22 protein-coding genes are annotated in these 25,660 nt (G+C 71.1%); 7 read left to right on the forward strand and 15 right to left on the reverse strand.

The window, feature by feature from the left end:
- Positions 1-29: 29 nt before the first annotated feature.
- Positions 30-662, reverse strand: a complete 633-nt coding sequence (locus ACWDUD_RS04675) for a pyridoxamine 5'-phosphate oxidase family protein (protein ID WP_450108487.1) — start codon at positions 660-662, stop codon at positions 30-32.
- 154 nt (positions 663-816) lie between these two features.
- Between ACWDUD_RS04675 and ACWDUD_RS04680 the strand changes: the two genes are divergently transcribed.
- Complete coding sequence (locus ACWDUD_RS04680; RefSeq protein ID WP_420751996.1) at positions 817-1,428, forward strand: hypothetical protein; 612 nt, start codon at positions 817-819, stop codon at positions 1,426-1,428.
- 7 nt (positions 1,429-1,435) lie between these two features.
- Here the strand turns inward: ACWDUD_RS04680 and ACWDUD_RS04685 are convergent, their stop codons facing one another.
- The 13 genes from ACWDUD_RS04685 to ACWDUD_RS04745 all read right to left on the reverse strand — a co-directional run bounded on the left by ACWDUD_RS04685 (position 1,436) and on the right by ACWDUD_RS04745 (position 17,695).
- On the reverse strand, positions 1,436-2,449 hold the full coding sequence (locus ACWDUD_RS04685) for a 3-oxoacyl-ACP synthase III family protein (protein ID WP_450108488.1): 1,014 nt from the start codon (positions 2,447-2,449) through the stop codon (positions 1,436-1,438).
- Between the two features lie 7 nt (positions 2,450-2,456).
- Positions 2,457-3,113: an SRPBCC family protein gene (locus ACWDUD_RS04690; RefSeq protein WP_420751998.1), complete on the reverse strand. Its 657-nt coding sequence runs from the start codon at positions 3,111-3,113 to the stop codon at positions 2,457-2,459.
- 20 nt (positions 3,114-3,133) lie between these two features.
- Positions 3,134-4,801 (reverse strand): thiamine pyrophosphate-binding protein, encoded by a 1,668-nt coding sequence (locus tag ACWDUD_RS04695; RefSeq protein WP_450108489.1) that lies wholly within the window; start codon positions 4,799-4,801, stop codon positions 3,134-3,136.
- A gap of 35 nt (positions 4,802-4,836) precedes the next feature.
- Positions 4,837-5,064 carry a hypothetical protein gene (locus tag ACWDUD_RS04700; RefSeq protein ID WP_450108490.1) on the reverse strand — a complete coding sequence of 76 codons (228 nt, stop codon included), beginning with the start codon at positions 5,062-5,064 and terminating at the stop codon, positions 4,837-4,839.
- Positions 5,065-5,276: 212 nt separating this feature from the next.
- Entirely contained in the window at positions 5,277-9,437 is a 4,161-nt protein-coding gene (locus tag ACWDUD_RS04705) for a TIGR02680 family protein (protein ID WP_450108491.1), read from the reverse strand.
- Positions 9,434-10,849 carry a TIGR02678 family protein gene (locus ACWDUD_RS04710; RefSeq protein WP_450108492.1) on the reverse strand — a complete coding sequence of 472 codons (1,416 nt, stop codon included), beginning with the start codon at positions 10,847-10,849 and terminating at the stop codon, positions 9,434-9,436. The genes ACWDUD_RS04705 and ACWDUD_RS04710 overlap by 4 nt, the downstream gene beginning before the upstream one ends.
- The gene (locus tag ACWDUD_RS04715) at positions 10,846-12,300 is read right to left on the reverse strand and encodes a TIGR02677 family protein (protein WP_450108571.1); all 1,455 of its coding nucleotides are present in this window, start codon (positions 12,298-12,300) and stop codon (positions 10,846-10,848) included. Before ACWDUD_RS04715 ends, ACWDUD_RS04710 begins: the two co-directional genes overlap by 4 nt.
- 286 nt (positions 12,301-12,586) lie before the next feature.
- Positions 12,587-12,784, reverse strand: coding sequence for a DUF4177 domain-containing protein (locus tag ACWDUD_RS04720; RefSeq protein WP_197250494.1), 198 nt, complete (start codon positions 12,782-12,784; stop codon positions 12,587-12,589).
- Between the two features lie 54 nt (positions 12,785-12,838).
- Entirely contained in the window at positions 12,839-13,711 is an 873-nt protein-coding gene (locus ACWDUD_RS04725) for an aminoglycoside phosphotransferase family protein (RefSeq protein WP_450108493.1), read from the reverse strand.
- 20 nt (positions 13,712-13,731) lie between these two features.
- Positions 13,732-15,207, reverse strand: coding sequence for a WS/DGAT/MGAT family O-acyltransferase (locus tag ACWDUD_RS04730; RefSeq protein ID WP_450108494.1), 1,476 nt, complete (start codon positions 15,205-15,207; stop codon positions 13,732-13,734).
- Between the two features lie 220 nt (positions 15,208-15,427).
- The gene (locus tag ACWDUD_RS04735; protein WP_450108495.1) at positions 15,428-15,829 is read right to left on the reverse strand and encodes a VOC family protein; all 402 of its coding nucleotides are present in this window, start codon (positions 15,827-15,829) and stop codon (positions 15,428-15,430) included.
- A 37-nt stretch (positions 15,830-15,866) separates the two neighbouring features.
- Complete coding sequence (locus tag ACWDUD_RS04740) at positions 15,867-16,625, reverse strand: arsenate reductase/protein-tyrosine-phosphatase family protein (RefSeq protein WP_450108496.1); 759 nt, start codon at positions 16,623-16,625, stop codon at positions 15,867-15,869.
- Between the two features lie 53 nt (positions 16,626-16,678).
- A complete protein-coding gene (locus tag ACWDUD_RS04745) occupies positions 16,679-17,695 on the reverse strand; it encodes a LacI family DNA-binding transcriptional regulator (RefSeq protein WP_450108497.1) in 1,017 nt (338 codons plus the stop codon).
- Positions 17,696-17,799: 104 nt separating this feature from the next.
- Here ACWDUD_RS04745 and ACWDUD_RS04750 point away from each other — a divergent pair, with 104 nt between their 5' ends.
- From ACWDUD_RS04750 to ACWDUD_RS04770, 5 genes are all read left to right on the forward strand, one after another.
- Positions 17,800-19,155, forward strand: a complete 1,356-nt coding sequence (locus tag ACWDUD_RS04750) for an MFS transporter (protein ID WP_450108498.1) — start codon at positions 17,800-17,802, stop codon at positions 19,153-19,155.
- A complete protein-coding gene (aroQ, locus tag ACWDUD_RS04755; protein WP_450108499.1) occupies positions 19,152-19,643 on the forward strand; it encodes a type II 3-dehydroquinate dehydratase in 492 nt (163 codons plus the stop codon). The genes ACWDUD_RS04750 and aroQ overlap by 4 nt, the downstream gene beginning before the upstream one ends.
- Entirely contained in the window at positions 19,630-20,490 is an 861-nt protein-coding gene (locus tag ACWDUD_RS04760; RefSeq protein ID WP_450108500.1) for a shikimate dehydrogenase, read from the forward strand. The genes aroQ and ACWDUD_RS04760 overlap by 14 nt, the downstream gene beginning before the upstream one ends.
- Positions 20,490-22,289, forward strand: coding sequence for a TIM barrel protein (locus ACWDUD_RS04765; RefSeq protein WP_450108501.1), 1,800 nt, complete (start codon positions 20,490-20,492; stop codon positions 22,287-22,289). The genes ACWDUD_RS04760 and ACWDUD_RS04765 overlap by 1 nt, the downstream gene beginning before the upstream one ends.
- Before the next feature lie 88 nt (positions 22,290-22,377).
- Positions 22,378-23,691: a PucR family transcriptional regulator gene (locus ACWDUD_RS04770; protein ID WP_197250485.1), complete on the forward strand. Its 1,314-nt coding sequence runs from the start codon at positions 22,378-22,380 to the stop codon at positions 23,689-23,691.
- A gap of 30 nt (positions 23,692-23,721) precedes the next feature.
- Here the strand turns inward: ACWDUD_RS04770 and ACWDUD_RS04775 are convergent, their stop codons facing one another.
- Positions 23,722-24,783 carry an alpha/beta hydrolase gene (locus ACWDUD_RS04775; protein WP_231609872.1) on the reverse strand — a complete coding sequence of 354 codons (1,062 nt, stop codon included), beginning with the start codon at positions 24,781-24,783 and terminating at the stop codon, positions 23,722-23,724.
- A 473-nt stretch (positions 24,784-25,256) separates the two neighbouring features.
- On the opposite strand from ACWDUD_RS04775, the gene ACWDUD_RS04780 reads away from it, so the two are divergent.
- Positions 25,257-25,637: a Zn-ribbon domain-containing OB-fold protein gene (locus tag ACWDUD_RS04780; RefSeq protein ID WP_450108502.1), complete on the forward strand. Its 381-nt coding sequence runs from the start codon at positions 25,257-25,259 to the stop codon at positions 25,635-25,637.
- Positions 25,638-25,660: the final 23 nt, after the last annotated feature.

Genomic DNA, 25,660 nt, shown 5'->3' on the forward strand with positions numbered 1-25,660 from the left:
AGCGACAAGATGTGCACACCCACCTCGGGTCAGAGTAGGGAACGGACCGAGCCCGGCAGTGGCACAGCGGAATCGGTGAGCGGCGACCGCTCCGGCGCACCCGCGACCGTGTGCAGCGGGACGACCCCGGCCCACACGCTGTGGTCCTCACCGTCGTCGGCGGACTCGCCGGGCCCGGCGGCGCGGACCTTCACGCTCACCTCGTCCAACGGAAGTTCGAGCACCGTCGTCGCCGCGAGTTCCTTCGCGGTCGGGGGACGGACCTCGTCCCACCTGCCCGGCATGAGATGTTCGGTGACCGCCCGCAACGCGACTTCCTTCTCGTCGCCGGGGACCGGGGTCGCGACCCCGAAGACGACGGCGCTGCGGTAGTTCATGCTGCTGTCGAACGTCGAGCGCGCGAACACCAGACCGTCGAGGTGGGTGACGGCGACCGAGACCTCGAGGCCGCTGCGCGCGGCGAGGAACGCGCCGGCACCGGTCGACCCGTGCAGGAACAGACGGTTGCCGTCCCGGCCGAACGCCATCGGCAGCACCACCGGATATCCGTGACGGACGAACCCGACGTGCGCGACCCGCGCGTCGTCGAGCAGCCTGTGCAGGACCGCCCGATCGTCGGTGCCGCGGTCCGGTTTGCGGGTGATCCGGGTGCGTTCGCTCATGACCCGATCCAAGCAGCGCCACTGCCGCCGGACAATCGAATATCGGCCCGGACGACCCGGTTCCGGGAAAGACACACGACCACACCGGCGGCGATGCTAGCTTAGCCTCACTTGTTTCGAGCCCGTCCGGTCCGGCACTTCCGAGGAGGAACCGATGGGACGGATACCTCGAATTCTCGCGGCCGCAGGTGCCGCCGGCGCTCTGGCCCTGGCGGGCTGCAGCGACAGCGACAGCAGCGCCGCCGACTCCACCACCACCGCCACCACGACGGAAGCGGCCGACGCCGCGGCCCCGGCCGGTGTCGTCGAGCAGTACACCACCGTGGAAGAGGAAATCTCCGCCGAGGGTGGGGAGACCACCTCGGGTCCGTGGCGAGTGGGCTACATCGTCGAGGCCGCCGAACCGTGGTACGAACCGGCCGGCGCCGAGCAGCAGTTCCGGGAACCCGCGCCGGGGGAGAACTACCACATCGAGATCATCCCGTTCGAGGCATCCACCGGGCGGATCGTGCCCGACGTGCCGATCACCCTCGAGGTCGTCGGCGGCGACGGTCAGGTGGTCGATTCGAAGCAGCTGAACTTCTACTACTCCACGTTCTTCCACTACGCCAACAACTTCGTGGTGCCCGATCCCGGCACCTACACGCTGCGGGCCACGCTCGGCGCGCCCACGTTCTTCCGGCACGGCGAGGCCGGTGAGACCCCGCCGCTGACCGAGGGCGCGACCGTCGAGTTCACCGACGTCGAACTCGCGCCGCCGAACTGAACCACGCTCACGGCGCCGCACCCCACCGGATCGCCGCGGCGGCGGCGTAGTCGCCGGCGTGCGCGAATCCGGCGAGCAGCACCAGCGATCCGTTCGGGATCCGGCCGGCCCGGTTTTCGGCGTCGAGGGTGACCGGGATGGCCGCGCCGAACAGGTTGCCGCACTCGTCGAAGGTGTCGGGATGCCGCTCGGGGGCCAGTTCGAGGGCCTCGCGCCAGTTGCGCAGGAACAACCGGTTGGGTTGGTTGGTGACGAAAGTATCGACCTGGGTGGACTTCACGCCGATCCGATCGCACACCGCCAGCGCCGTCTCCGGGACCAGCCGGTTGCCGCGCGCGAAGACGGCGGTGATCTTCGCGTCGGTGAAGGCGATGTGCAGTTGCCCGGTGCCGGGGGCCCAGTACTTGCGGGGCGGGTCGATCTCGGCGGTCATGTCCCCGGCGTACTCGGGATGATGCCGGCTCTCGATGCCGAGGATCGGCGCGCGCTCCGAGACCCCCAGCAGCGCGGCGCCGCAACCGTCCCCGGGGACCGCGGCCTGCGCGAGCGACCGCACCTCGGGCTGGGTGAAGATCTGACCGGCGCTGTTCTGCACCGCGACGATCAGCGCCGTGCCGGCCCCGGTGCCGGTCAGCAGGGTCCGGGCGAGTTCGATCATGTGCACGAACGCCGCGCAGCCCCCGTTGTGCACGTCGAGGATGCACCGCGGCGTCATGCCCAGCCGGCGTGCCAGCTCCGCACCGCACCCGAGTACGGGCAGGTCCGGCAGCTGGGTGTGCGTGAGCAGCACATCGACGCCGGTGACCGCCGCGCGGCCGTGGCGTTCGATCAGCGGGGCGACGGCGCGTTCGGCCATGTCGACGGCGGATTCCCCGTCGGCCACGTGATGGCGGTGGGTGGGGGCGCGGAACATGACGTTGCGGGCCATCCGGTCCGACCGCGCGAACCGGGTGAAGAACTCCGTGCCGATCGGCGGGCCGGGCAGGTAGCTCGCGACGTCGAGCAGGCTGACCGTGACCATGCCGGGCTCACCTCATCCAGGCGGGGGTGATCGGCAGGCCGCGGCGGGCCCGGTATTCGCACAGGGCGGTGAGATTGTCCAGTTCCAGGCGGTGCCCGGCGGCGAACATGTCCCAGAAGTCCCCGACCCAGACCTTGCGGCCCGCCGGCGCGGTCTCCGGATACGGGTTGCGGTCGTAGAACGGGTGGTGGCAGTTCGTCCACAGCACCACCGATCCGGGCTTGTCGAACACCGTCTGCGCGTCGACCACCCGCAGCAGGTAGATCATCCACAGGTGCCGGGCCTGGTCCCAGGCGCAGTGGTAGTCGACGGTCATCGCGTCCGGGTTCGCCACGGTGCGGGTGTAGATGGTGGTGTCGGTGCCGAGCCGGTCGTGCGCCGACCACAGCCCGGGCGTTTCGGTGGGTGTGAAGTCGCGCAGACTGTACGTCCATTCCTCGAGGCTGCGGGTGTCCGACAGGTACCGGTACACCTCCCGCGGGGGTGCCGCGATGTAGCCGTGGACGGTGCAGTAGTCGCCGAAGATCCGGTCGTGCGGATACACCGACCGCAGCATGTCCAGGATGATCGGGGTCGTCGACTCGCGGTCGGAGGTTTCGATCCGCAGCACCCCGGGAAGCAAGCCGCCGGGGATGTCCGCGAGAGCGGGAAGCGGGACGGTCACGGTGGTCCTCCTCGCTGGGTTCATTGCAGGAAGGGCAGGAACGGGGGGATCTCGTCGGGGTCGCAGTCCACGGCGATGAACGACGGACCGCTCGCCGAGGTCGCGAGTTCGAGGGCGTCGAAGAGCTGGTCGACGGTCCCGGCCGGGTACGCGGGCATCGACGGGAACATCGCCGCGACCCCCTCGGCGATCCGGGACGGCCGGAACCGGTTGAAGCTGTACCGATTCCCGTAGAACAGCTGCTCGCGCGTCACGCACATGGCGTGGGCGTTATTGTTGAACACCACGAAGGTGACCGGCAGCCGATATTCGAGCGCCGTGTGGATTTCCATCCCGTGCATGAAGAAGGCGCCGTCGCCGGCGATGACGAAGGTCCGCCGCTGCCGGGCGAACGCGGAGCCGATCGCCGCGCCGAAGCTGTAGCCCATCCCGCCCATCCCGAGCGCGACGACGAACCGGCCACCCCGCGACACCGGAAGATGGTGCACCACCGACGCTCCCGTGTTGCCGGCGTCGGCGAACACATCGGCGCCGGCCGGCATCATCACCGCGAGCGCCTCGACGGCCTCCCGGTACCGCAGCCCCGGTCCGTCGCGCAGCGGGACCGGCAACGGCGCCGACATCCAGGGCGCGACGGCCCCGGCCGGCCGCGCCGGCGACAGCTCCTCGGCGAGGGCACCCAACCCGGCACGCAGGTCGAGGACGGTGGCGTGCTCGGCGGGCAGATAGGGGGGCTCGGCACCGATGCCGGCGACCGGGACCGTGTCGAGGGCCGCCTCCAGACCGGTGCGGGCCAGGGCCGGCATCCGGGTCCCGATCAGCAGGCACAACGCGCAGTGCCGCACCGCCTCGACCAGTTCGGCGTGCCCCATGCAGCCGGCCACCCCGCTGAAGCCCGGCTCGTCGGCGGGATAGACGTCCTTGGCGTCCGGGACGACCCCGACCGCGGCATCCGTCGCGGCGGCGAGGGCGCGCAGCTGCTCGCGGGCGTCGTCCCGCGCCACCTGATCCCCGGCGACGAACACGATCTTCCCGGTCCGGCGGGCCGCGGCGAGCAGGTCCCGGATCCGGGCGAGACCACGCGGATCGTGGCCGGAGCGGCGGGCCGGCGGTGCGAACGCGAATCCGCGGTCGACGGCGGCCTGCTGCACGTCCTTCGGCAGCAACAGCACCGCGGGCCCACCGGACCACGCCGCGGCGACCGCCCGGTCGAGGTGCCGGGGCAACTCGTCCGGACCCTCGACCCGCGCGCAGTACCGGGAGATCTCGGTGAACAGCCGGACCGCGTGGATCGTGCCGGCCTTACCGCTCGAGTCCTGGAACGCGCCGGCGCCCTCGAGCCTGGTCGGTGGCTGCCCGACCAGCGCCAGCACCGGGACCCGGGACGCGAAGGACTCGGCGAGCCCGGCCACCAGATTCATCGCCCCGCCGCCGGAGGTCGCGGCCACCACCCCGAGCCCGCCGGTGGTGCGGGCATAGCCGTCGGCCATCGTGGCGGCGGCGAACTCGTGCTTGGCCACCACCCCCTGGACGGGCCGGTCGGTGGCGAACAACGCGTCGTAGACATCTTCGATGTTGGCGCCGTCCACCCCGAAGACGTGACTCACCCCCAGGTCGGCGACCGCGTCGACCACGGCGTCGACGACACGCCGGACGGGCGGATCGGGGTGCGGGGCTTCGGTATCCATGGGGTGCTCCTGAACCGGGGATCGAACACGTCGGATCAGGCGGAGCGGGCTGCGTGCCCGAGCCGGCCGCGGACGCACCGCGCGTACAGCCCGGCGGCGGGGGAGCCGGATTCCTCCGACCCCGGCCGCACCGCGGTGCGCCCACGACGCAGGACCCTGTCCCGCCCGAGCCCGCGCACATTGGTCATGCACAGCAGCACGTCGCCCGGACCCCGGAACACCTGGACCGGGCGATCGCCGGCATGCTCTCCGACGGTGGTCATGACGAACCTCCTGCACCGACACGGCAGCCCGGATTCCACGACCGGCGCACACATCGAAATACGTTCTGCCGGAAAGGCTTTCCGCTACGTTTCGCGTGACCGGGCGGTACTGCCGATACCGTCAGTGTGAGCCCGCGGCCGCGCCGGTGACCATCCCCCGCACGGGGGATATCGGGCGACGGCGGGGAGCAGGCACCCCGCCGGCCGGGTCGCTAGGCGAACTCGAGCGCCCCCTCGACCGGCGCGAGCACCCGCCGCGTTCCCGGCGAACCCAGCGCCGCGGTCAGCTCCGACCCGTCGTGCTCGGCGAGCAGATCCCCGCTCGACCACACCAGCAGCGTCGCCGCGACCGTGTGCTCGGCCACCGAATGCGCCAGGTCGTAGTGCGCACACGCCGGCACGCCGGCGTAGGTGATCCACAGGTCGAACCCGGTCATGAACAGATCCAGGTCGAACTGCACACACAGGCTCAGCAGCTCGCTGCGGCCGGTGTCGTCGACACCGGCGAACGCCTCGTCCAGCGCCAGCAGCCGCGGCGCGTGCGGATCCGCCGAATCGAGCATCACGTGCGCCGCCGCGAACAACGGCAGATGCAGCGACACCGACTGCTCACCACCGGACAGCGCCGAATGCCGCGCCACCGTCAACCGGTCCTCGGTGCCGTCCGCGGAGATCAGGCTGAACGAGAACACCCGCCACCGCCGGTAGTCCAGCGTCGAGGCCAGGATCTCCGGGTACGACCGCTCCGGGTGCGTCGCCCGCTCGGCGCGGATCTGCGCCGCGAAATGCGCGCGCACCTCGGACAATTCGTCCGCGCCCAACGCCGACGCGTCGCGGTCCAGCAGTCGGCACACGGCCCGCGACCGGTCGTCGAGATGATCGGCCAACGCCCAGTGCACGCCGATCGTGTTGCCCGAGGACATGTGCCGCTTGCGCATCTCGGCGCCCATCCGGGCGATCAGCGCGCGGGCGTCGACGGTGCGCTCGTGGATCTGCTGCGCCAGCCCGGTCAGCAACGCGTCCTCGAGGATGCGGCGCTCGGCGTCGGTGAGCAGCAGTTCCTGATCGCGGCGCGCGGCGGCGATCCGCGTCGCGAACTGCCCGACGGACGAGAACCCCTGCTCGTCCTGCACCCGCACCACGGTCACCCCGTCCGGGGCGTCCCAGTGCAGCCGATAGTCCTGACCCGCCGCCGCCAGCTGCGCATCGAACTCCTGCAACGCGGACGTCAGCGCCGTGCGCGTCGACTTGCGGGCCGACTCCGACACCGTCACCGACTCGGTCGCCGCCAGCAGCGACGCGAACAGCGCCGACACCTCCGCCGGCAGCACCGGAACCTCCTCGCCGGTGTCACGCTGGATCCGATACACCAGCTGATCGGCGTCGAGCCATGCCGCCGGACCCGCCGGCCACGCGTGCGGCTGCTCGATCCCCAACAGCCCCAACAACTCCGGGCGCGCATAGGGGGCCAGGTGCTCGGCGTCGGCGAGCGCCTCCACCAGCGCCGACCGCAGTGTCTGCTCGGCCGCGGTGTGCGCCGCCTCGGCCTTGCCGATCCGTTCGATCGCCGCGTCGTAGGCCTTGCGGGCGGTGCGCTGCGCCGCCTTCGCCGCCTCGATCCGCGCACGGGCCTGCTCGAGTTGCTCGTCGATCTGTTCCGCGGAGGCACCGAGCGCGTCCCGCAGCGTCTCGAGCCGCTGCTGCTGCGCCGTCAACGACTCCTCGGCGACCGCCGCCTGCTCCGCCGACTCCTCGGCGGCCCGCCGCGCCTCGTCGAGCCGCGCCGCCGCATCCCGCGACCGCTCGAGCTCGGCGGTGTGCTCGCGCCGGGCCCGCAGCAGTGCCTGACCCTGCGTCTGGAAGTGCCGGATCGCCGCCGCGACCGCGTCGAGCTCGCGCGCGGTGTGCGGGGCGCGATGCGCGGCCGCCGCGGCCCGCACCTGCTGCTCCCGCGCCGCATGCTCGGCCAGGGCCTGATCGAAGTCGCGGTCCGCCGCCGCGGCCGATTCCGTCGCGGTCCGCAGCGCGCCGGCGCACTCGGTGACCTTCCGCAACGCCGCCGACACGGTGCCGGTGCGCGGCAACGCCGACGCGGCCCGCTCGAGCCGGGTCAGCTGCTCCCCGAGCCGGCGCCGGTCCGCGCCCAGCGCCTCCACCGCGGCCCGCGCCTCGGCGATCATCGTGTCCAGATCCGCGATCCGGCTTTGCCGGCGCCGCGCCCGCGCGGTCGCCCCGATGAACTCCGCGTGGTCCTTGCCGTGGCGCCCGACCTGCACGCCCTGCCGGAACCGGCCGCTCTCGTCGACGGCCACGGCGACCGACTCGTCCGCCGGGGTCAACGCGATCGACGCGAGCAGATCCCGCACCCGCTGCTCCGGAACACCGGCATCGGGCTCGGCGACCAGCACGTCGGCCAGGGTGCGCCCGGCCGGACGCTGCGCCGCCGGCAGCGGCTCCAGGAACTGCTCGGATTCGGTGTCGGCGCCCGGCACCGACTCGTCGGACACCCAGCCGTCCAGCAGATTCGCCGCCTCCAACGCGGCCTCGATCCCGGCCGCTGCCTCCGGCGTGACCTCGTCGGCGAAGCGCACCAGCCGCCACAACGGCGCACCCGGCAAACCCTCCCGGTCGCCGCGCCGGGCCGGGAACGGCGGGGGAGCGTCGTCGTGTTCGGCCGCGATCGCCGCCCGCTCGGACTCGAGTTCCCCGATCCGCGCCTCGAGCGCCTCCGCGTCCGCCGCGCACGACCGCCGCCGGAACTTCAGTTCCTCTACCGCGGACGCGGTGTGCGCCGCCAGCACCGCCGCCGGGGCGGGCGCGTCGTCGTCGCCGGCGCGGGCGATCGCGTCGTCGAGGGCGTCGAGCAGGCCGGTCGCGACCCCTGCCGCCGCGAACTCGTCGCCGTGCTCACCCCACCAGGTGCGCAGCTGATTCGCCGTCTCGGCGCGGGCGAGCTCGACCATCGTCTCCGCCGCCTCGACCGCGGCCCGCGCGGTGTCCAGTTGCGCGCGGCCCCGCTGCGCCGACGCCTCCGCGCGCGTCCGCGCCGAGGCGGCCCCCTCGACGCGCGAGAGCGCCGACCGCACCGCCTGCACATCGGCTTCGCGTTCGGCCACGTGCCCGTCGATCGCGGCCGCCAGCTGTTCGGCGCGTACCTCGGGTTGCGGTGCGGCCCAGACGATTCCCGCGTCTTCCGCCGCCGCGGCCAGCGCCGCCTCGCCCCGCGCGAGCGCCGTCACCGCCGCCGTCACCGCGGCGGCCGCGCGTTCGGTCTCCTCGGTGCGCTGCGCGAGCGTGGCCTGCGCCCGCCGGGCCTGCTCGCCCTGCGCGATGGTGGTGCGTTCCAGATTCGCGACGGCCTGCGCCAGGTCGTCGAGCTGCTGTTTGCCCTCGTACGCGCTCGAGCGTTGCAGTGCCTCGAGATTCGCGCGGGCCTGCTCGAGTTCCCGCTCGGTCTCGGCGAGCTGCTGCTCGACGGTCGCACGTTCGGTCCCGGACCGCAGCCGGTCCGCCGCCGCGCCGTGCAGCGTCTCGATCCCGGCGTCGACCGCCGCCAGCCGAGCCGCGACCTGCTCGACGTCCGCCCGCGCCTGCTGCCGCAGATACCTCCCGTACACCGTGACGAACCGCTGCGCCGCCTCGTCCGCCGCCGACAGCGACTCGAGCACCCGCGCGACCTCCTCCATGTCGGAGAACGAGCGGGCCGCCTCGAGCACCAGCCGGTCGTCCAGCGGCCGCAGACCGTCGGTCAACGCCTGCGACAACCCCTTCGGGTCGAGATTCTTCGCCAGCTGCGGCCGCCGCAGCGTGAGGATCAGATTGATCAGCTGCTCGTAGCGCTGTGCGCCGAGCCCGAACAGCCGCGCGTCGATCGCCGCCCGGTAGTCCACCGGCCGATCCGACACCGCGTCCGCGCCGACCTCGTCGATCAGCTGCTTGCGGGTCAGCGGCCGATCCTCGGCGTCGAGCAGCGAGAAGTCCACCCCGACCCGGCCGTCGACGACGAAATACCAGCGGGTGACCTTGTCGTTGCCGCGGGTGGCGCGCATCCCGATGCCGACCGTCACGGCCTCCGGATCGTCGCGGTCGCCGCGGCAGAACTCCATCCACACATACGAATACGCGCTGTCCTGCCCGCGGTAGAGCAGGTTCGACCGCATCGTGCGTTCCTCACCGGCGAACGGGTTCAAACGGCGCGGTTCGATCCGGCCGTCGAACACGAACGGGAACAGCACCTCGAGGGCCTTGGTCTTGCCCGACCCGTTCGGGCCGCGCAGCACCAGGCGCCCGTCGGCGAACGAGAACTCCTGGTCCCGGTAGTCCCACAGGTTGATGATCCCGGCCCGTGTCGGCCGGAAACGGGCACTGCTCATGACAACTCCGCCTCGCTCGAGTCTCCCGGATACAGATCGATCTGCGGGTCCCGCTCCCGGACGGTGACCGTGACCCCGCGGTAGCGCGCCAGCGCCGGCAACGCCAGCACCCCACCGGGCACCCGCACCACCAGCCGCAGCTTCTCCAGCAGATCCAGCGCCGCCGCGGCCAACCCGGCCGGATCGGCCTGCCACTGCGCCGCGAACGTGCGCCCGTAGGCGTCGACGAGCTGCCCGACCGTCGAAGCCAGCCACCCGTCCTCGATGAGCGGATGCAGCGCGGCCGGCCGCTCCTCGGCCGGCTCCGGCTCCGGCTCCGGCGCCGGGTCGGACCCAGACTCTGCGCCGTCCTCCACGGCGAGCGCCGCGAACACCCCCGCCGCGGGGATTGCCGCATCCACCGCCGCCACCAGCGCCTCGTGACCGTCCGCGGGCAACGGCATGCGCAGCAGCCCGGCGTCCTCGTCCTCGGGCACCCCCGCGTCGAGCACCCGGGCGCTGATTTCCCCGGCCAGCAGCAACGCCAGCTGCGCCACCGACCCGGTCCCGGGAAACCGCAGATCCGACAGCCGGCCCGACGAATCCACCAGCGCCACGCCCTCGGCGCGGCGCTCGGCGACCAGACCGGTCAGCAACTCCACGTCCGCCGCGGTCCGCGGCAACGCCAACTGCAACGCCTCCGCATCGTCGAGCTCCTCCGCGTACAACACCGGCCGCTGCACCAGCGCCCGCCGCACCCGCCGCGCGACCTCCGCCGCCGCGACCGGACGCTCCGGATCGGCCGGGATGCCCCCGTCGGCCAGCAGCCCGCGCACCGACCGCAGATGCTGCAACACCCGCGGCGGCCGGAACAACGCCGTCACCACCGCCCGGTCGATGTCGTACAAGGCCTCACCGACCTCCGGATCCGACGCCCACCGGCCGGCATCCCCGTCGGCCAGGGTGATCGCACCCCGCGTGCACAACCACGCCACCGCATCGACGAACGCATCCCGGTCCGCGGCCCGATCCGCCGCCAGCTCCACCCCGTCGACCTGCGACGCCTCCGCCGCCACGTGCTCGGCCAGCTCGGACAGGCTGATCTGATTGCCGGCCCGCCCCAACGCCGCCAACGCCAACGCCAGATACGCGTAGCGCCGCCGATCGAACGGCCGATCCGACACCGTCGAGGTGCCCGCTCCCGGATCGAGCCGATCCGCGACCGTGAACAACCGGGCCGTCGTCTCGGTCACCTCGAGCCGATACCCGAACGCCTCGAGCAGATCCGCGCGCAACTCCGTCGCCCACCGCCGCACCAGCGGCAGCGCATTCGGATCCGGATACGACACCGTCACCAGATGGTGAGTGAGAATCAACCGCACCGCCCGCTGGAACGAATCCAGCTCGAGCGACGGAATGCTCCGCGCCTTCACCGCACGTCCACCGACAGGCCGTCCAGATGCAACCGGCCCCGCGCCGTGTGCACCACCATCGACTCCGCGCTCGGCGTCAACGTCAACGTCACCCCGTTCCCCGAACCCGTCGCCGCATCCCCCACGCGGGCACTGATCGGCACCCGCGCCGACAACGCCGCATCCAGCAGACCCAACAGCACCTCGGTCTCGGCCTCCGACAACTCCCGCTCCCGCACACCCCCGGTGGCCAGCGACGCCGCGGCCGCCGCGCGGCGACGCTGCGCCGCGAGCTGCACCTCCCGCAGCCGCCGGATCCCGGACTCGTTCCGCACCACCTTGCCCGGCGCCCCCGCCGACGGGGTGCGGCCCGTCTCGGCGAGTGTCCGGGAGATCTCCACCGGCGGCGCCTCCCACCACGACATCCCGATCGGCACCGCCTCCGCATCCGCGTGCGGCATCGCGAAATGCCGCGGCCGGCCCAGATCGAACACCACCCCGAACAGGGCGTGCGCCGCCTCCTCGCTCGGCGCGGCCGCGAACCAGCCCGCCAGGTGCCGCAACTGCGACTCCCGGCTCACCCCGCCCTTGCGGGTCTCGGTGACACGCCGCAGCAACGCCAGCACCGCGGCGATCGCGCTCATCGTGCCCTCCCGCAGCCGATCGGCCTCGCTCGGCGCCGACCCCACCCCGGCGAACCAGTGCTCGATGCCGCGCCACCGCGACCGCCAGTCCGCCTCCCGCTCCTCGACCGGCAACAACACCCGTTCGTCGTGGGCCGCAGCCCGCGCCAACAACTGCTCGACGCCGGTCGCCTGCACCCGCTCGAGCGCGGCGGTCAGCTTCGGCGCGAACCGCGCCAGATCCGAACTGAACTCGCGCATGTGCATCAGCAACGCGTCCTTGTGCGCGAGGAACACCTCCGGTGTGATCTCCGTGGTCCGCACCATGTCACCGAGCACGAGATAGAACCGGGCCGCCCGTTCGGCCATGTCCGACAACGTCGCATCGAGCCGCATCAGCTTGCGGATGACCAGCTCCCCGTCACCCGCCTCGTTCGCCGCCGCGAGATCGGTCAGATCCGCCAGCAGATCCGCCAGCGCCAGCCGCGACAGCGACGCATCCTCCCCGCGGCCGCTCAGCACGTCCTCCACCGCCCGGAACGCGTGATAACCGGGCCGGGTGAACTGATACACGAAATGCCGATTGCGGTACTCGGCGAGTGTCGCCGCCCGCGTCCCGTCGTAGCTGCGCTCGAGCAGACCCCACGCGTGCAGCTGCTCGAGCAGCGGCGTGACGTCCTGCGCCGACAACGCCGCCGCCGGATCGTCCCCGCCGATCCGCCCGAGGATCGACGCGACCTCCCCGGCATGCAGCAACACCACATAGTTGGCGCGGGCATGGTCGAACGCCCGCAACACCCACAGATATTCGGTGCGCTTCTCCGCTGTCGCGAACGAGAACAGCCGCAGCCGCTCACCCCGCGCGATCGGGTCCTCGACCCCGCCGGGATGGGACTGCACTGTTTCACTCACCGTGACAGGGTAGGCGGACCGGGCCGCCGCACCCGCATCACCCGCCGACCGTGTCGGACTACGGCACGACGAACCACTTCCCGAACGGCACGATCTGCCAGGGCACCGGTTCGGCAGAGTCGCCACCGCACGGTGCTCCGACCCGGAACATCACGACGACAGGCAAGCACGCCCGCATCCCGATCCGGCGGTCGCTCCGATCGACGACCGTCCGTTCCGTGGATCAGTCCCGGCGTTCGAACGTGATCAACAGGCCCTCCACGCCACCCGGTCCGACGCGTCCCTTGATGTCGGCGGAAGTGATCGCCTTGAGCTGCCAGCCGTCTCGCGCGTGCTCGTTGAGAACCTTCTCGAGCTTCTCACCGGAGAGTTTTCCGCCGAGCATCTTCTCCCGGAGCTCGACCACCTTGTAGGAATACACGTTCCGAGTCCTTCCGTCCGGGACACCGCTGACGGCGAGCGTACCCCGCAGCACTCAGCGTCGAACTGCCTTCGCGATGGTCACGAACCGCGTCACGCGATCGCGTTGCTCCCCGGTGAGAGGACCCCGAGCCCCGTCGAGCGTCCACCGCGCGTTGATCACCGACCGCACCACCACCCAACCGCGCGCCCGTTCCTCGTCGAGCTCCCCGGCATCGACCACCGCCTCGAACCGGCGCAACAACCCGCCGCGGACATCGCCGGCCAGCTCGTCCCACCGGTTCCACAACAGCGGCGCCGGCTCGAAGTTCCGGTCGCCGGCCAACGGTTTCGGGTCGATCGCGAGCCACGGCCGACGCTCCCCGGCGAGAACATTCCCGTAGTGCAGATCGCCGTGCAGCATCACCGACGACGCGCCCTCGTCGGCCGTCAGCTCCCGCACCAGCGCCACGGCCTGCTCGACCAGCCGGTGGGGGATCGGACTGTCGCGGGGCAGCCGCGCCAGAATGTCGGCCTCCCGGCTCACATACCCCGACAACCGGCGCAGCCGCGGAACCGCCGGGCGATGCAACCGCAGCATCAGCTCCCCGGCGATCCCGCATGCCTCCACGTCCCACAACCCGGTCAGATCCTCGGAACCGAGCCGTTCGAGCAGCAGCGCGCGGCGCGCGGGATCGGCCCGGACGAGCTGCGCCGCGCCGTCACCGTGCCAGTGCCGCAGCGCCAGGTGCTCGTGTGCGGACTCCTCGTCGGGGAAGCCGACCTTCAGTACGGCCGGATCACCGGAGGCGTCGCGCACCGGCAGGACCAGCGACCGGTGCCCGTGGATCGCGGCGCCGTCCGGTCTCAGCCGCCACTCGTCGACGACCTGGGACAGCAGACGCGGCGATCCGTCGATCCAGGCGGCCCACTCGGTGCCACCGTCCACGGCTTCGCGCGGGTCCGGCCTCAACCCGCGTGCGCGGGCACCGGTTCGGCCACCACCTGCACGGTCCGGTGCTCGGGGTTCGGCGCACGGAAGGGGACGGCGGGGTCGACGGTGAACGCGGCCGGCCGGGGCTCGAGACCGTGGGCGCGTTCGAGGGCGACGAGGGCATCGTCGAGGCGGTCGAGCAGCGGTTGCAGATGCGGCAGGCTCCGGCTGCACGAGGTCAGACCGAAGGCGATGGAGTCGTCGGTGCTCGTGCAGGTGATGTTCAGGGCCTGGCCGTCGACCGGAACCGAGAGCGGATACACCGCGTCCACGCGCGCGCCGTTCCAGTACAGCGGGTGCGCCGGGCCGGGCACGTTGGAGACGATCACGTTGAAGGGCGGTCGCGGCAGCGCCCGGTTCCTGGTGAGCATGCCGACCGCCAGCGGAGCGACGCCGAGTGCGCTGGTGGCGAGCCGGGACAGCGGGGACATCCCGTGCATCGCGTCCTTGCCCTGTCCCATCGACGCGGACACCGCCGCGAGCCGCTCGGCGGGATCCGCGACGTCGGTGGCCAGATTGCACATCAGGACGCCGACTTCGTTGCCCGAGCAACCCTTGTCGGGCCGAAGGCACACCGGCACCATCGCCACGAGCGGCTTGTCGGGCAGCTCGCCGTGATCGCCGAGGAACGCGCGCAGGGCCCCCGACGACATGGCGAGCACGACATCGTTGACGGTCGCGTCGGCGGCTTTCGCCACCGCGCGCAGCCGCTCGAGCGGCCACGACCGGGCCGCGAACCGGCGGGTTCCGGAGATGGGCACGTTGATCATGGTGTTCGGTGCGGCGAGCGAGAGGGAGCCACCGCGGCCGTGCAGCGCCCGATCGACCGTGCCGACGAGTGCCGGGACGAGACCGATCGCCTCCCCGGCGGCGGCCCGGATCGTCTGCATCGCGGCCTCGGGCAGACCGAGTGCGGTCCCGCCGGTGTGGGTGCGGCTCGGCGGCTCGATCGGTTCCCACGGCGCGGGCATACCGGTGCGGTCCGGATCCGGGCTCAGGGCCCGGCGCAGCAGCTTCATCGCGCCGACCCCGTCGGCGAGCGCGTGATGGATCTTGGTGTAGACCGCGAGGCGGCCGTCGGCGAGGCCCTCGATGAGGTGTACCTCCCACAGGGGCCGGTGCCGATCGAGCAGCGTGCTGTGGAGCCGCGAGACGAGATCCCACAGCTCGTCGAGGCCGCCGGGCCGCGGCAGCGCGTTGCGCCGGACGTGGTACGACAGCGAGAACTCGCGGTCTTCCTCCCAGGCCCACTGACCGAGCGTGCCGAGCGACCGCACCGCGCGTTTGCGCCACAGCGGATCGACGTGGTCGTCGCGGACCGAGTCGGTGAACCGGGCGCTCAGGTCGGCGGCGGTCGTGCCGTCGCGAGGCTGCAACAGGATCAGGCCGCCCACGTGCATGGGGCGATCCCGGGTCTCGCCGAGAAGGAACATCGAATCGGTCGGCGACATCGGTAAACGCATATGGATGTGTTTCCTCCGCTCGGGTTGCGAGCAGGTCGTGGCGGGTTCCCCTGCGACCCCGCCGGAATGTGCCTCGAGCCATGATTCACATCACAGCTGTGTGACACGACACAATTTGTACGGCATCCGAGCGGGTTCCGCCAAACCGTAGGGTCCGATTTCGGAGCAGTGGGGGTTTTCGTCCGAATTCGAATGCGTGAAGGTCGGCTCAGTGGGTCGTGGAGGCGTGCCGAGTGGCGGGCTGGAACAGCTCGATGAGGTTGCCCGCGGGATCGGCGAGCAGGATCTGGCGGCCACCCGGCCCGGTCACTACCTCGCTGCGGAACTCGACGCCGTCCCCGCGCAGGCGGGCGATCTCGGCGTCGAGGTCGCCGACGACGAGATGGATCCGGTTGCGGCCCGGACCCGCGAACTCCGTCGGCGTGGCGCGAGCCCCCGAACTGGCCGGGCCGGACAGCAGCAGGCGCAACGAACCCCGGATCACGTCGGCGAAGGCGGGGGCGGGGTTGGTGAGCACGGTGAAGCCGAGACGGCGGGTGTAGAAGTCGATCGCCGCGGGCACGTCGTCGACGAGGTAACGGACACTGACGTAGTCGTCGGAGGTGGTCATCGGATACTCCCTGTCATGGTGGGGTGGTGAGAGTCGGTCATGGTGGGGTGGTGAGAGTCGCGATCAGGTACCCGATGCGGGTGTCGATCTCGGTGGCGGTGGCCCGGAAGGCCGGATAGGTGTCCTCGTCGGCACCGCCGGCCGCTGCCGGATCGGGGATGCTCCAGTGGATCCGGCGGGTGTCGTCGTCGCCGAACTCGGGACAGACCTCGCGGGCCTTGTCGCACAAGGTCACGACCGTGCCGAACCGACGGCCGGCGAGGGTGTCGAGATGACGGGGGCGTCGATCGCCGAGGTCGATCCCGAACTCCTCGCGCAGCACCCGCACCGTGTCGGGGTGCATGTCCGGTTTGGGTCGGGTCCCGGCGCTGATCGCCTCGACGACGCCGTCGGTGCGCCACCGCAGCAGCGCCTCCGCGATCGCCGAGCGGGCACTGTTGCCGGTGCACACGAACAACACCGGTGCGGGTGCTGGGCCGGGCGCAGGGGGTGCGAGGGTGCGGCCGAGCGCCGGATGCAGGGCGGCGCCGGCGCCGGCCAGCATCTCGGTGCACCGGTCCAGGTCCAGGTGGTAGTAGCTGTCGCGGCCGTCGAAGCTGCTGCGGGTGGCCCGCACCAGGCCGCCGTCGCGGAGCAGCCGCAGGTGGTAGGAGATCAGGTTCTGCGGCTCCCCGATCAGGGACACCATCTCCCGGACCCGGTGGTCGCTGCCGGACAGCGTCGTGAGCAGCTGCCACCGGACCGGATGCGCGGCCAGCTGCACGAAGGACGGAACGGATCGACGTGCCGACGCCATAACCCCAGGATATCACCGATACATCAAATCGATTTGATGTACTTTCCCGTGCGTCAGGACGGGGCCGCGCCCGTGGACCCGCGCACGACCAGCTGGGTCGGCAGCACGCTCGCGGCCGGTTCCACCACCCCCTCGTAGGTCTGCCGCCCGAGCATCTCGATCGCGCGGGACCCCGCATCCTCGGTGCGCTCGGCGAGCGTGGTCAGGGTCGGGGTGCACAGGTCGGAGCCGAAGATGTTGTCGAATCCGACGACGCTGATGTCCTCCGGGACCACGACCCTGCGTTCGTGCAGTCGGCGCAGCACGCCGAGCGCGAGCATGTCGTTGTGGCACACGACCGCCGTGGCGCCGGCGGCCACCGCCGCGTCCGCCGCCGCGGCGCCACCGCCCAGCGTGGGGGAGTAGGGGCCGAACCGGCGCACCTCCATGTCGCGTTCCTGCGCCGCCGCGCGGAGACCGAGCCAGCGCCGGGCGCCCGACCACGATTCGGGAGGGCCGCCCAGAAAGATCAGGGACCGGTGTCCGAACGACGCGAGATGATCGACGATCTGGCGGGTACCGGAATCGTAATCGGCCACGACGCAGGAGAATCCGCGCACCGCCCGATTGACCAGCGTGATGGTGTTCAGTTCGGCGGCGCGCCGGAGGTCGTCGTCGGGCATGCGGGAGGCGCTGAGAACGAAACCGTCCACGGCCGGCCCGAGACGTTGGAGCAGCCGCGCCTCGGTCGCCGCGCTCTCCTGCGTGTCCCCGAGCACCAGGGTGCGCCCCGCCGCGGCCGCCGCGCGTTCGGCGCCCTTGATCACCCCGGCGAAATAGGGATTCGTGATGTCCGGCACGAGCAGGGCGAGGGTGTTGGTGCGCCCCGACTCGAGCGCGCGGGCCATCGGATTCGGGGAGTAGCCGAGCTCGGCGGCGACCTCGAGCACGTGCTCGCGCGTGCTCGAGTTGACCCGGTCCGGGTTCGTGAACGAGCGGGAAACGGTCGATGCGGCGACCCCGGCGGCCCGGGCGACATCGGTGATGGTGGCGCGCTTGCGCGGGGGCCGAGCGGCCGGTTCGGAAGCCATGGCGCAAGTATGGCAAAGAATGGCAAACGATTGCCGTGTGACCTCGGCCACCCCTAGCGTCGGAATCGACCGACAATGACCATGCGACCGACGGAAGCAGTCTCATGACCCAAACAACGACCGTGCAGCGGACGCCGCGCAAAGCGGCGCTCGCCGCCTGGAGCGGCAGCGCCCTCGAGTACTACGACCTCGCGATCTACGGCACCGCCGCCGCGCTCGTGTTCCCCACGATCTTCTTCCCCGAGGGAAACCGCGCCGCCGCCACCGTCGCCTCCCTCGCGACCTTCGGCGTCGCCTACATCGCCCGGCCGTTCGGCTCCTTCCTGATGGGACACGTCGGAGACCGCTACGGCCGCAAGAAGATCCTCATCGGCACCCTCCTGCTGATGGGCATCTCCACCTTCCTCGTCGGATGCCTGCCCACCTACGGTCAGGTCGGCCTGCTCGCCCCGGCGATGCTCGTCGTCCTCCGGCTCCTCCAGGGAATCTCGGCCGCCGGCGAACAGGCCGGCGCCAACTCGATGTCCTTCGAGCACGCCCCCGACCACCGGCGGGGCTTCTTCACCAGCTGGACGCTCAGCGGCACCCAGGGCGGCCAGGTGCTCGCACCGGCGGTGTTCCTCCCGCTCGCCGCGCTGCTGTCGGACGAACAGCTGCACGCCTGGGGCTGGCGGATCCCGTTCTGGCTCAGCGCCGTCGTCGTCCTCGTCGGATTCCTCATCCGGCGCACCCTCGACGAGACACCCGAATTCCACGCCGAACAGGAACACGCCGAGGTCCCGCGCGCACCGCTGTCCCTCCTGCTACGCGACCACTGGCGCGGCGTCCTGCGCGTCTTCTTCGCGTCCTTCATCGCGATGGTCAACACCGCCTTCCAGGTCTTCGCCCTCAACTTCGCGACCGACGACGAATACAGCATCGGCATCGACTCCAGCACGATGCTGTGGCTCGCGATCATCGCCAACGTCATCGCCGTCGGCACGATCCCGCTGTGGGCCATGCTCTCGGACCGGATCGGCCGCAAACCGGTGTTCCTGACGGGCCTGATCGGCAGCGCCGTCCTCGTCGCGGCATTCCTGTGGTCGATCTCCCGCGGCGACGTCCCCCTCGTCCTGATCACCGGAATCCTGCTCGCCGGCGTCGTCTACAGCATGCCCAACGCCTGCTGGCCCGCGACCTACGCCGAATACTTCCCGACGAGCGTCCGCCTGTCCGGAATGGCGATCGGCACCCAGTTCGGTTTCGCCCTCGCCGGTTTCACCCCGGCCATCGCCGGCTCGCTCATGAACGGTGACGCGGGCAACTGGTATCGCGTGGCCCTGTTCGCCGCCGGAGCCGTCGTCATCGCCGCCGTCGCGGTCGCCACCGGACCGAACGGAACCCACAAGATCGCGACCCCCGACCTCGGCTCGACACCCGAGACGCACACCTCGCCGGTCCCGGTCGGAGCGCCGCGATGACCACCCGCCCCACCATCGCGGTTCTCAACGGACCCAACCTCAACCTGCTCGGCCGGCGCGAACCCGCCCTCTACGGCACCGCGACCCTGGACGACATCGAGAAACTCTGCGAACGGGCCGCGGCCGACCTCGGCTACGACCTCGACTTCCGCCAGACCAACCACGAGGGCACCCTCGTCGACCACATCCACGACGTCCGCGAACGGGTCCGCGGCCTCGTGATCAACGCGGCGGCCTACACCCACACCTCGGTCGCCGTGCGCGACGCGCTCGCGACCGTCGCCGCACCCGTGATCGAGGTGCACCTGACCAACGTCCACACGCGAGAGCCGTTCCGGCACCTGTCCTACATCGCGCCCGTCGCGACCGGCGTCATCGCCGGGTTCGGACCCGCCGGCTACGAATACGCCGTCCGGCACGTCGCGGCACTGAACAGCCCGGCCGCCCTGGACAACCACATCGAGGAACGACACGATGCCCACCACTGACCACCCCACCTTCGTCCTCGGCCTTGTCGGCGCCGGCATCGGCGGCTCCCTGACCCCCGCCATGCAGGAACGAGAAGGACACGAATCCGGCCTCGGCCTCGCCTACCGGCTGATCGACGCCGAACGGCTCGGCTTCGGCCCGGACGAACTGCCGCAGGTCCTCGACTGGGCCCGTCGCCTCGGCTTCGACGGACTCAACATCACGCACCCGTTCAAGCAGCGCGTGATCGACCTGCTCGACGAACTCACCGAGGACGCCGAGGACCTGGGCGCGGTCAACACCGTGGTCTTCCGGGACGGTCGCGCACTCGGCCGCAACACCGACTGGTCCGGCTGGGGCCGCGCGTTCCGGCGCGTGCTGCCCGACGCGGTGTCGGACCGGGCCGTGCTCGTCGGCGCCGGCGGCGCCGGATCCGCCGTCGCCTACGCGCTGCTCGACCAGGGCGCGGCACACGTGTCGATCGTCGACGTCGACACCGAGAAGGCCCAGCACTGCGCGACCCGCCTCGCCAAACGATTCGGCGACGACCGCATCACCGCCACCACCGATCTCGCCGGCGCGCTGGCCGGCGCGCAGGGACTGATCAACGCGACCCCGACCGGCATGACCGGCCATCCCGGGCTGCCCGTGCCCGCCGACCTCGTCCGCGGCGACCTGTGGGTCTCCGACGTCGTCTACTTCCCGCTGGAAACCGAATTCGTCCGGCTCGCCCGCTCCCGCGGGTGCCGCGTCGTGCCCGGAGGCGGCATGGCGGTCTTCCAGGCGGTCGGCGCGTTCGAATATTTCACCGGCCGCAAACCCGACGCGGACCGGATGCTGCGCCATTTCGAGGAGCTGACCAGCTGATGCACCGTGGAATCGCGACCGTGTCCCTGTCCGGGATTCTCGAGGAGAAACTCGAGGCGATCGCCGCCGCCGGGTTCGACGGCGTCGAGATCTTCGACAACGATCTCGTCGCGTCCCCGCTCCCGCCGCAGGAGATCGCCCGCCGGTGCGCCGACCTGGGCCTGACGGTCGACCTGTTCCAGCCGATCCGCGACGTCGAAGGCGTCGACCCCGCACGATTCCCCGCCGTCCTGCACCGCGTGCGCCGCAAGCTCGAGGTCGCGTCCGCGCTCGGCGCCGGCACGGTACTCGCGTGTTCCAACACGCTGCCGGACGCCGTCGACGACCCGGACCTGTCGGCCGAGCAACTGCACGCGGTCGGGGAACTCGCCGCGTCCTTCGGAATCACCGTCGCGTACGAAGCCCTGGCCTGGGGACGGCACGTCGATCGCGTCGGCCGGGCGTGGGCCGCGGTGCTCCGCGCCGACCACCCCGCGATCACCCTCGCGGTGGACACCTTCCACATGCTCGCGCGCGGCGACGACGGCTCGGCCCTCGCCGGGATCCCCGGTGACCGCATCGGGTTCCTCCAGGTGGCCGACGCACCCCTGCTCGACATGAACGTGCTCGAGTGGAGCCGGCACTTCCGGTGCTTCCCCGGCCAGGGCACGCTCGACGTCGCCGGGGTCGTCGCGGCCGTGCTCGAGGCGGGCTACCGCGGACCGCTGTCCCTCGAGATCTTCAGCGACGTCGTGCGCGAGGCCGATCCGTTCGTCACCGCCCGCGACGGAATGCGATCGCTGGTGTTCCTCGAGGATCAGCTCGGCACCCGCTTGTCCGGACCCGCCCGGGAACAGATCTCCGTCGCACCCCCGGCCCCGCGCCGCACCGACGTCGCGTTCGTCGAGCTGTCCGACCCCACCGGATCGGTATATCCCGGCCTGTTGTCCGGACTGGGCTTTCACGTCGCGGGTCGGCATCGCACCAAACCCGTCGTGTGGTGGCGCAACGGCGGCGCGCACGTGGTGGTCAACGAAGCAGCACCGGGCCCCGCCGCGACCGCGTTCGGGCTGGTCGCACCGCCGGTCGCGGACGTCGCCGAGCGCGCCACGGCACTGTTGTGGCCCGCCGTCGACAAGACGCGAGGTGAGGGCGAGGCCGACCTGCCGGGGATCACGTCGCCGTCCGGTCTGCACGTGTTCGTCAGCGCCGAACCCGGCGAGACCGACGACTGGCGCACCGACTTCGTCGCCGACGACGAGCGCGCACCGGACGACGGGTGGCTCGGGCTCGACCACCTCGACGTCGCCGTCTCCGCCGATCAGCTCAACGAAGAGCTCTCGTTCTTCCGCACCTTGTTCGGCCTGCACCCGGTGAGTTCCGAGGAATACATCCAGCCGGAGGGACGGCTGCGCATTCGCGCGCTGCGCGCGGAGAAGGGCGATCTGCGTGTCGCTCTCACCGTTTCCGACAGCGGCGCCGGAGCACAGCAGCACGGCATCACCCAGATGGCGTTCGCGACACCCGATGTCGTCGACGCAGTGCGGCGCATCCGTTCCCGCGGCGTCGAACTGCTCAGCCCACCCGACAACTACTACGCCGATCTCGACGCTCGCTTCGCCCTCGATCCCGATCTGCTCGTCCTGCTCCGTAAGCACGATCTGCTCTACGACCGGAACGCCACGGGAGAGTTGCTGCACGCCTACACCGTCCCGGGGGAGGGCGGTTTCCAGGTCGAGATTCTGGAACGTCGCGGCGGGTACGACGGATACGGATCGGCCAACACCCACGTCCGGCTCGCGGCCGCTCGACGTAGCTGACGTACCGGGTGGCGTCCGCGCATCGGCCGCCGGATCCCCCGCCGACGCAGTACGCTCGTTCATCGGAAGTTCTCCGGAAACGAGGAAGATGACCGGTCGCGAAGTACATGCCCAGGCTCGTGGCGGTGCCGACTCCGGTGCTGTTGCCCGCGCCTTGGTGGCCGAGGTCGCCGAACTCTCGGTCACGCGGCAAGGCGAGATCGCGCAAGCCATGATCGACCGGCTCACCTCGGAAATCGGCGCGATGTCCGCGGATCGTCCGACCCGGGGCGCACTCGACCGGGCCGCGTGGGACGGCGTCGCCGTCATCACCCGGTTCCTGCGCGACGACCTCGACGAGATCGAGATCCCCGACGCGTCGTACGGTCTCGTCCGGACGCTCGCCCGGCAGGGACTACCGGTCACGGTCGTGGATCGGAGCAATCGCCTCGCACAGGACTGCATCCTCCGGTGGTGCCTCGAGGTGCTCGCGGGCCTCGGCAACGACACGGAGGCGGTCATGCAGGCGGGCGTGATGATCCTGACGAAACTGTCCGCCGGCATCGACGGGGTGTCCCAGCGCCTGCTCGGGGTGTACGAGGCCGAGCGCGACATGTGGCTGTTCAACCGCAACGCGTCCCGTTCCGCGCGGATTCACGACATCCTCGCGGGCCGCCCGATCGAGGTCACGGACGCCGAAGCCACCCTCGGCTACCGTCTCGGCCAGCACCACCTGGGCGTGATGGTCTGGACCGACGACACCGAGACCGCCGACAACGAGCTGACCGAACTCGAACAGGCGGTGACCACGCTCGCGGACTATTTCGGGGCGGGAAGCCGGGCGCTGTTCGAACCGTTCGACGAACACACGGGCTGGGCGTGGATTCCGCTCGGTGGGGTCTCGCAGGTCGAATTCACGGAGCTGACCCCGATCGTCGCAGGCTGGGAGCGCCCGTTCATCGTTTCCTTCGGAGACCCGCAGGACGGAGTCGACGGGTTCGTCCGCACCCATCGGCAGGCCGCTCAGGCCAGATCGGTGGCGCAGGCCTCGCAGCTGCCGGGACCGCGATTCGTTCCGATCAGCGCGGTCGGGGCGGTGGCGTTGATGTGCCACGACCTCGACGCGGCCCGGTCGTGGGTCGGTGAGGTCCTGGGGCCGCTCGCCGCAGACGATCTCGGCGCCGAGCAGCTGCGTCGTACCCTGTTCGAGTTCCTCTCCAGCGGAGGCAGTTACATCGCCGCGGCGACCCAGTTGCACATGCACCGCAACTCCGTCGCGTATCGGATCAACAAGGCCGAAGAACTGCTCGGCCGGAGCGTGCGGGAGTCCCGGCTCGACCTCGAGAACGCCCTGGCTCTGTGCCATTGGCTCGGCTCGGCCGTGCTCACCGCGCCGACCGCGACTCCCGCATCGGCCAGGTGAACGAAGATCCCCCGGCCGCCGACACCCCGCCTAACCGGCGGCCGCCATGCGGCTCGGAACGGTGGCCCGGATGAACTCTCCGATCTCGCCGATCGCCTGCAGCGATTCGGGCAGCAGGTCGGCCGCGGCCTGGAAGACGTGCACCTGCCGGTCCCAGACCTGCAGTTCGCATCGGGTGCCGGACCAGGCGAGGCGATCGGCGATCAGCTCGGCGTCGACCAGGAGCAACTCGTGTGAGCCGACCTGGATGAGGACGGGCGGCATGCCCGACAGATCCGCGTCCACCGGGCACACCCGGCCGGGCCTGTCGGACCCGGCACGCACGCGGGCGTCGCGACGGTAGGACAGACCGGCCAGCCCCTCGAACGCATTCCCCGGCAACAGCGCACAGCGTTCCGCGTTCGAATGTCCCAGCTTGCGGCTGGGATCCAGCTCCGTCAGCGGCGAGAGCGCCACGATGGCCCCGGGCGCCGGCAAGCCCCGGTCCCGCAGAGCCAGCGGGATCATGAATGCCAGGTAACCGCCGGCGGAGTCTCCCGCCACGACGATCTGATCGGGCCGGTAACCCCGGGACAGCAACCACTCGTAGGCATCCACCCCGTCGTCGACCGCATCTCCGATGGAGTGGGCGGGCAGCATCCGGTAGTCGACCGCCAGCACCGCTGCCTCGGCCTCCGCGGAGATCCGGGAGACGAGGCGCTGGTGGCTCTTCAGGCCACCGCACAGGAAGGCGCCACCGTGCATGTACAGAACGACGCGCTCGTCCCCGGCCCCGGGCGCCTCGACCCAGGACCCGCCACAGTTCGTCAGGACGACCGGACGACACCGGGTTCCCTCGATGGGCGGTAGCAGGGTTCCGGCGAGGTCGAGCAACCCGGTGGGCCACGGCAGTCCGGGGGCGCGGCCCCACAGTCCGAGCAGTGGTCGCAGCGTCATCCGCATCGACCGTGCCAGAAGCCGCGCCTGCAGGCTGGCACCGCGGAACTCCCGGCGCAGAACGGCGGTGGGTTCGTGAAGGCCATGGTGCATGCGGTACGTTCGGGGCCCCTCGAGCAGGTGCGACGGCGCGTGCAGGTGAGGTCCGGTGGTCATGTGAATGAACTCCTTACGGGGGAACTCGTGCCCACTCGATCGATCCGCAGGAGAAGCGACAGGGGCCGAGTGCGACCCGTCCACCGGGTTGCACCTTCCTGTTCGACGGTAGGAGTGTCCTAGGGAGGATTCACCGGTCTGCGTGCACACTGAATGTTGCGACGCTTGGGCGGAGCGCACAGTGTCGTCGTCGGTCCGAACGCGGTCGACGGCGTGACGGTCCTCACCCGAGACCTCGTGCGGGACGAACCTCACATCGCAGCGCTGGACGGGGCCGATGTTCTTGTGCGGACAGCCCAGCGCGCCACCGGCTCTGTGTGCCGGCAGCCCGAAGGAATCCGGACGGAAGCGACCTACCGTCGAATGAGGATGACGACGGGAGTCCCGCCGTCACCCTCGATGGGGACAAAACACAGCCGACGCGGTGCTCCGGCTGTGTCTTGCAGACGATCCCTATCGCGGAAAGGACCTCGATGGCCGCCGACCTCGACCCCGTTCGCCCGGGCTCCACGACGCGCAACGCCCTGACCATCCTGCGGTGCGACGACTGCGACACCCACTTCGCACCCCAGACGCCGAAGTGCTCCTCGTGCGGAAGCGCGGAACTTCAGTCGGTGTGTTGTTCCGGTGCCGGCTCGATCGTGTCGTGGAAAGTGCTGCACCACGCGTCGCACGGACGGCACCGCGACCAGAAGCCGTTCACGATCGCGATCGTCGAACTCGACGACGGACCATGGGTCTACTCGAAGATCGAAGGTTCGTTCCCCGATGGCGCCGACGCGCCGGTGCGGGTGGAATTGCGGTCCGCCCGCCCCGCCGACCGGTTCCCCGTGTTCGGGGTCTGCGCGGCCTGATTCCCTGCGTCGGCCGCTCGCAG

The organism is Rhodococcus sp. NPDC003382 (assembly GCF_053589135.1).

Bases quoted from the DNA above. Each gene is read 5' to 3' on its own strand.
- ACWDUD_RS04740 (WP_450108496.1), bottom strand. From the start codon at position 16,625: ATGGCGTCGGCACGTCGATCCGTTCCGTCCTTCGTGCAGCTGGCCGCG.
- aroQ (WP_450108499.1), top strand. From the start codon at position 19,152: ATGACCACCCGCCCCACCATCGCGGTTCTCAACGGACCCAACCTCAAC.
- ACWDUD_RS04680 (WP_420751996.1), top strand. From the start codon at position 817: ATGGGACGGATACCTCGAATTCTCGCGGCCGCAGGTGCCGCCGGCGCT.
- ACWDUD_RS04780 (WP_450108502.1), top strand. From the start codon at position 25,257: ATGGCCGCCGACCTCGACCCCGTTCGCCCGGGCTCCACGACGCGCAAC.
- ACWDUD_RS04750 (WP_450108498.1), top strand. From the start codon at position 17,800: ATGACCCAAACAACGACCGTGCAGCGGACGCCGCGCAAAGCGGCGCTC.
- ACWDUD_RS04730 (WP_450108494.1), bottom strand. From the start codon at position 15,207: ATGTCGCCGACCGATTCGATGTTCCTTCTCGGCGAGACCCGGGATCGC.
- ACWDUD_RS04675 (WP_450108487.1), bottom strand. From the start codon at position 662: ATGAGCGAACGCACCCGGATCACCCGCAAACCGGACCGCGGCACCGAC.
- ACWDUD_RS04705 (WP_450108491.1), bottom strand. From the start codon at position 9,437: ATGAGCAGTGCCCGTTTCCGGCCGACACGGGCCGGGATCATCAACCTG.
- ACWDUD_RS04775 (WP_231609872.1), bottom strand. From the start codon at position 24,783: ATGACCACCGGACCTCACCTGCACGCGCCGTCGCACCTGCTCGAGGGG.
- ACWDUD_RS04760 (WP_450108500.1), top strand. From the start codon at position 19,630: ATGCCCACCACTGACCACCCCACCTTCGTCCTCGGCCTTGTCGGCGCC.
- ACWDUD_RS04770 (WP_197250485.1), top strand. From the start codon at position 22,378: ATGACCGGTCGCGAAGTACATGCCCAGGCTCGTGGCGGTGCCGACTCC.
- ACWDUD_RS04745 (WP_450108497.1), bottom strand. From the start codon at position 17,695: ATGGCTTCCGAACCGGCCGCTCGGCCCCCGCGCAAGCGCGCCACCATC.
- ACWDUD_RS04700 (WP_450108490.1), bottom strand. From the start codon at position 5,064: ATGACCACCGTCGGAGAGCATGCCGGCGATCGCCCGGTCCAGGTGTTC.
- ACWDUD_RS04695 (WP_450108489.1), bottom strand. From the start codon at position 4,801: ATGGATACCGAAGCCCCGCACCCCGATCCGCCCGTCCGGCGTGTCGTC.
- ACWDUD_RS04735 (WP_450108495.1), bottom strand. From the start codon at position 15,829: ATGACCACCTCCGACGACTACGTCAGTGTCCGTTACCTCGTCGACGAC.
- ACWDUD_RS04765 (WP_450108501.1), top strand. From the start codon at position 20,490: ATGCACCGTGGAATCGCGACCGTGTCCCTGTCCGGGATTCTCGAGGAG.
- ACWDUD_RS04685 (WP_450108488.1), bottom strand. From the start codon at position 2,449: ATGGTCACGGTCAGCCTGCTCGACGTCGCGAGCTACCTGCCCGGCCCG.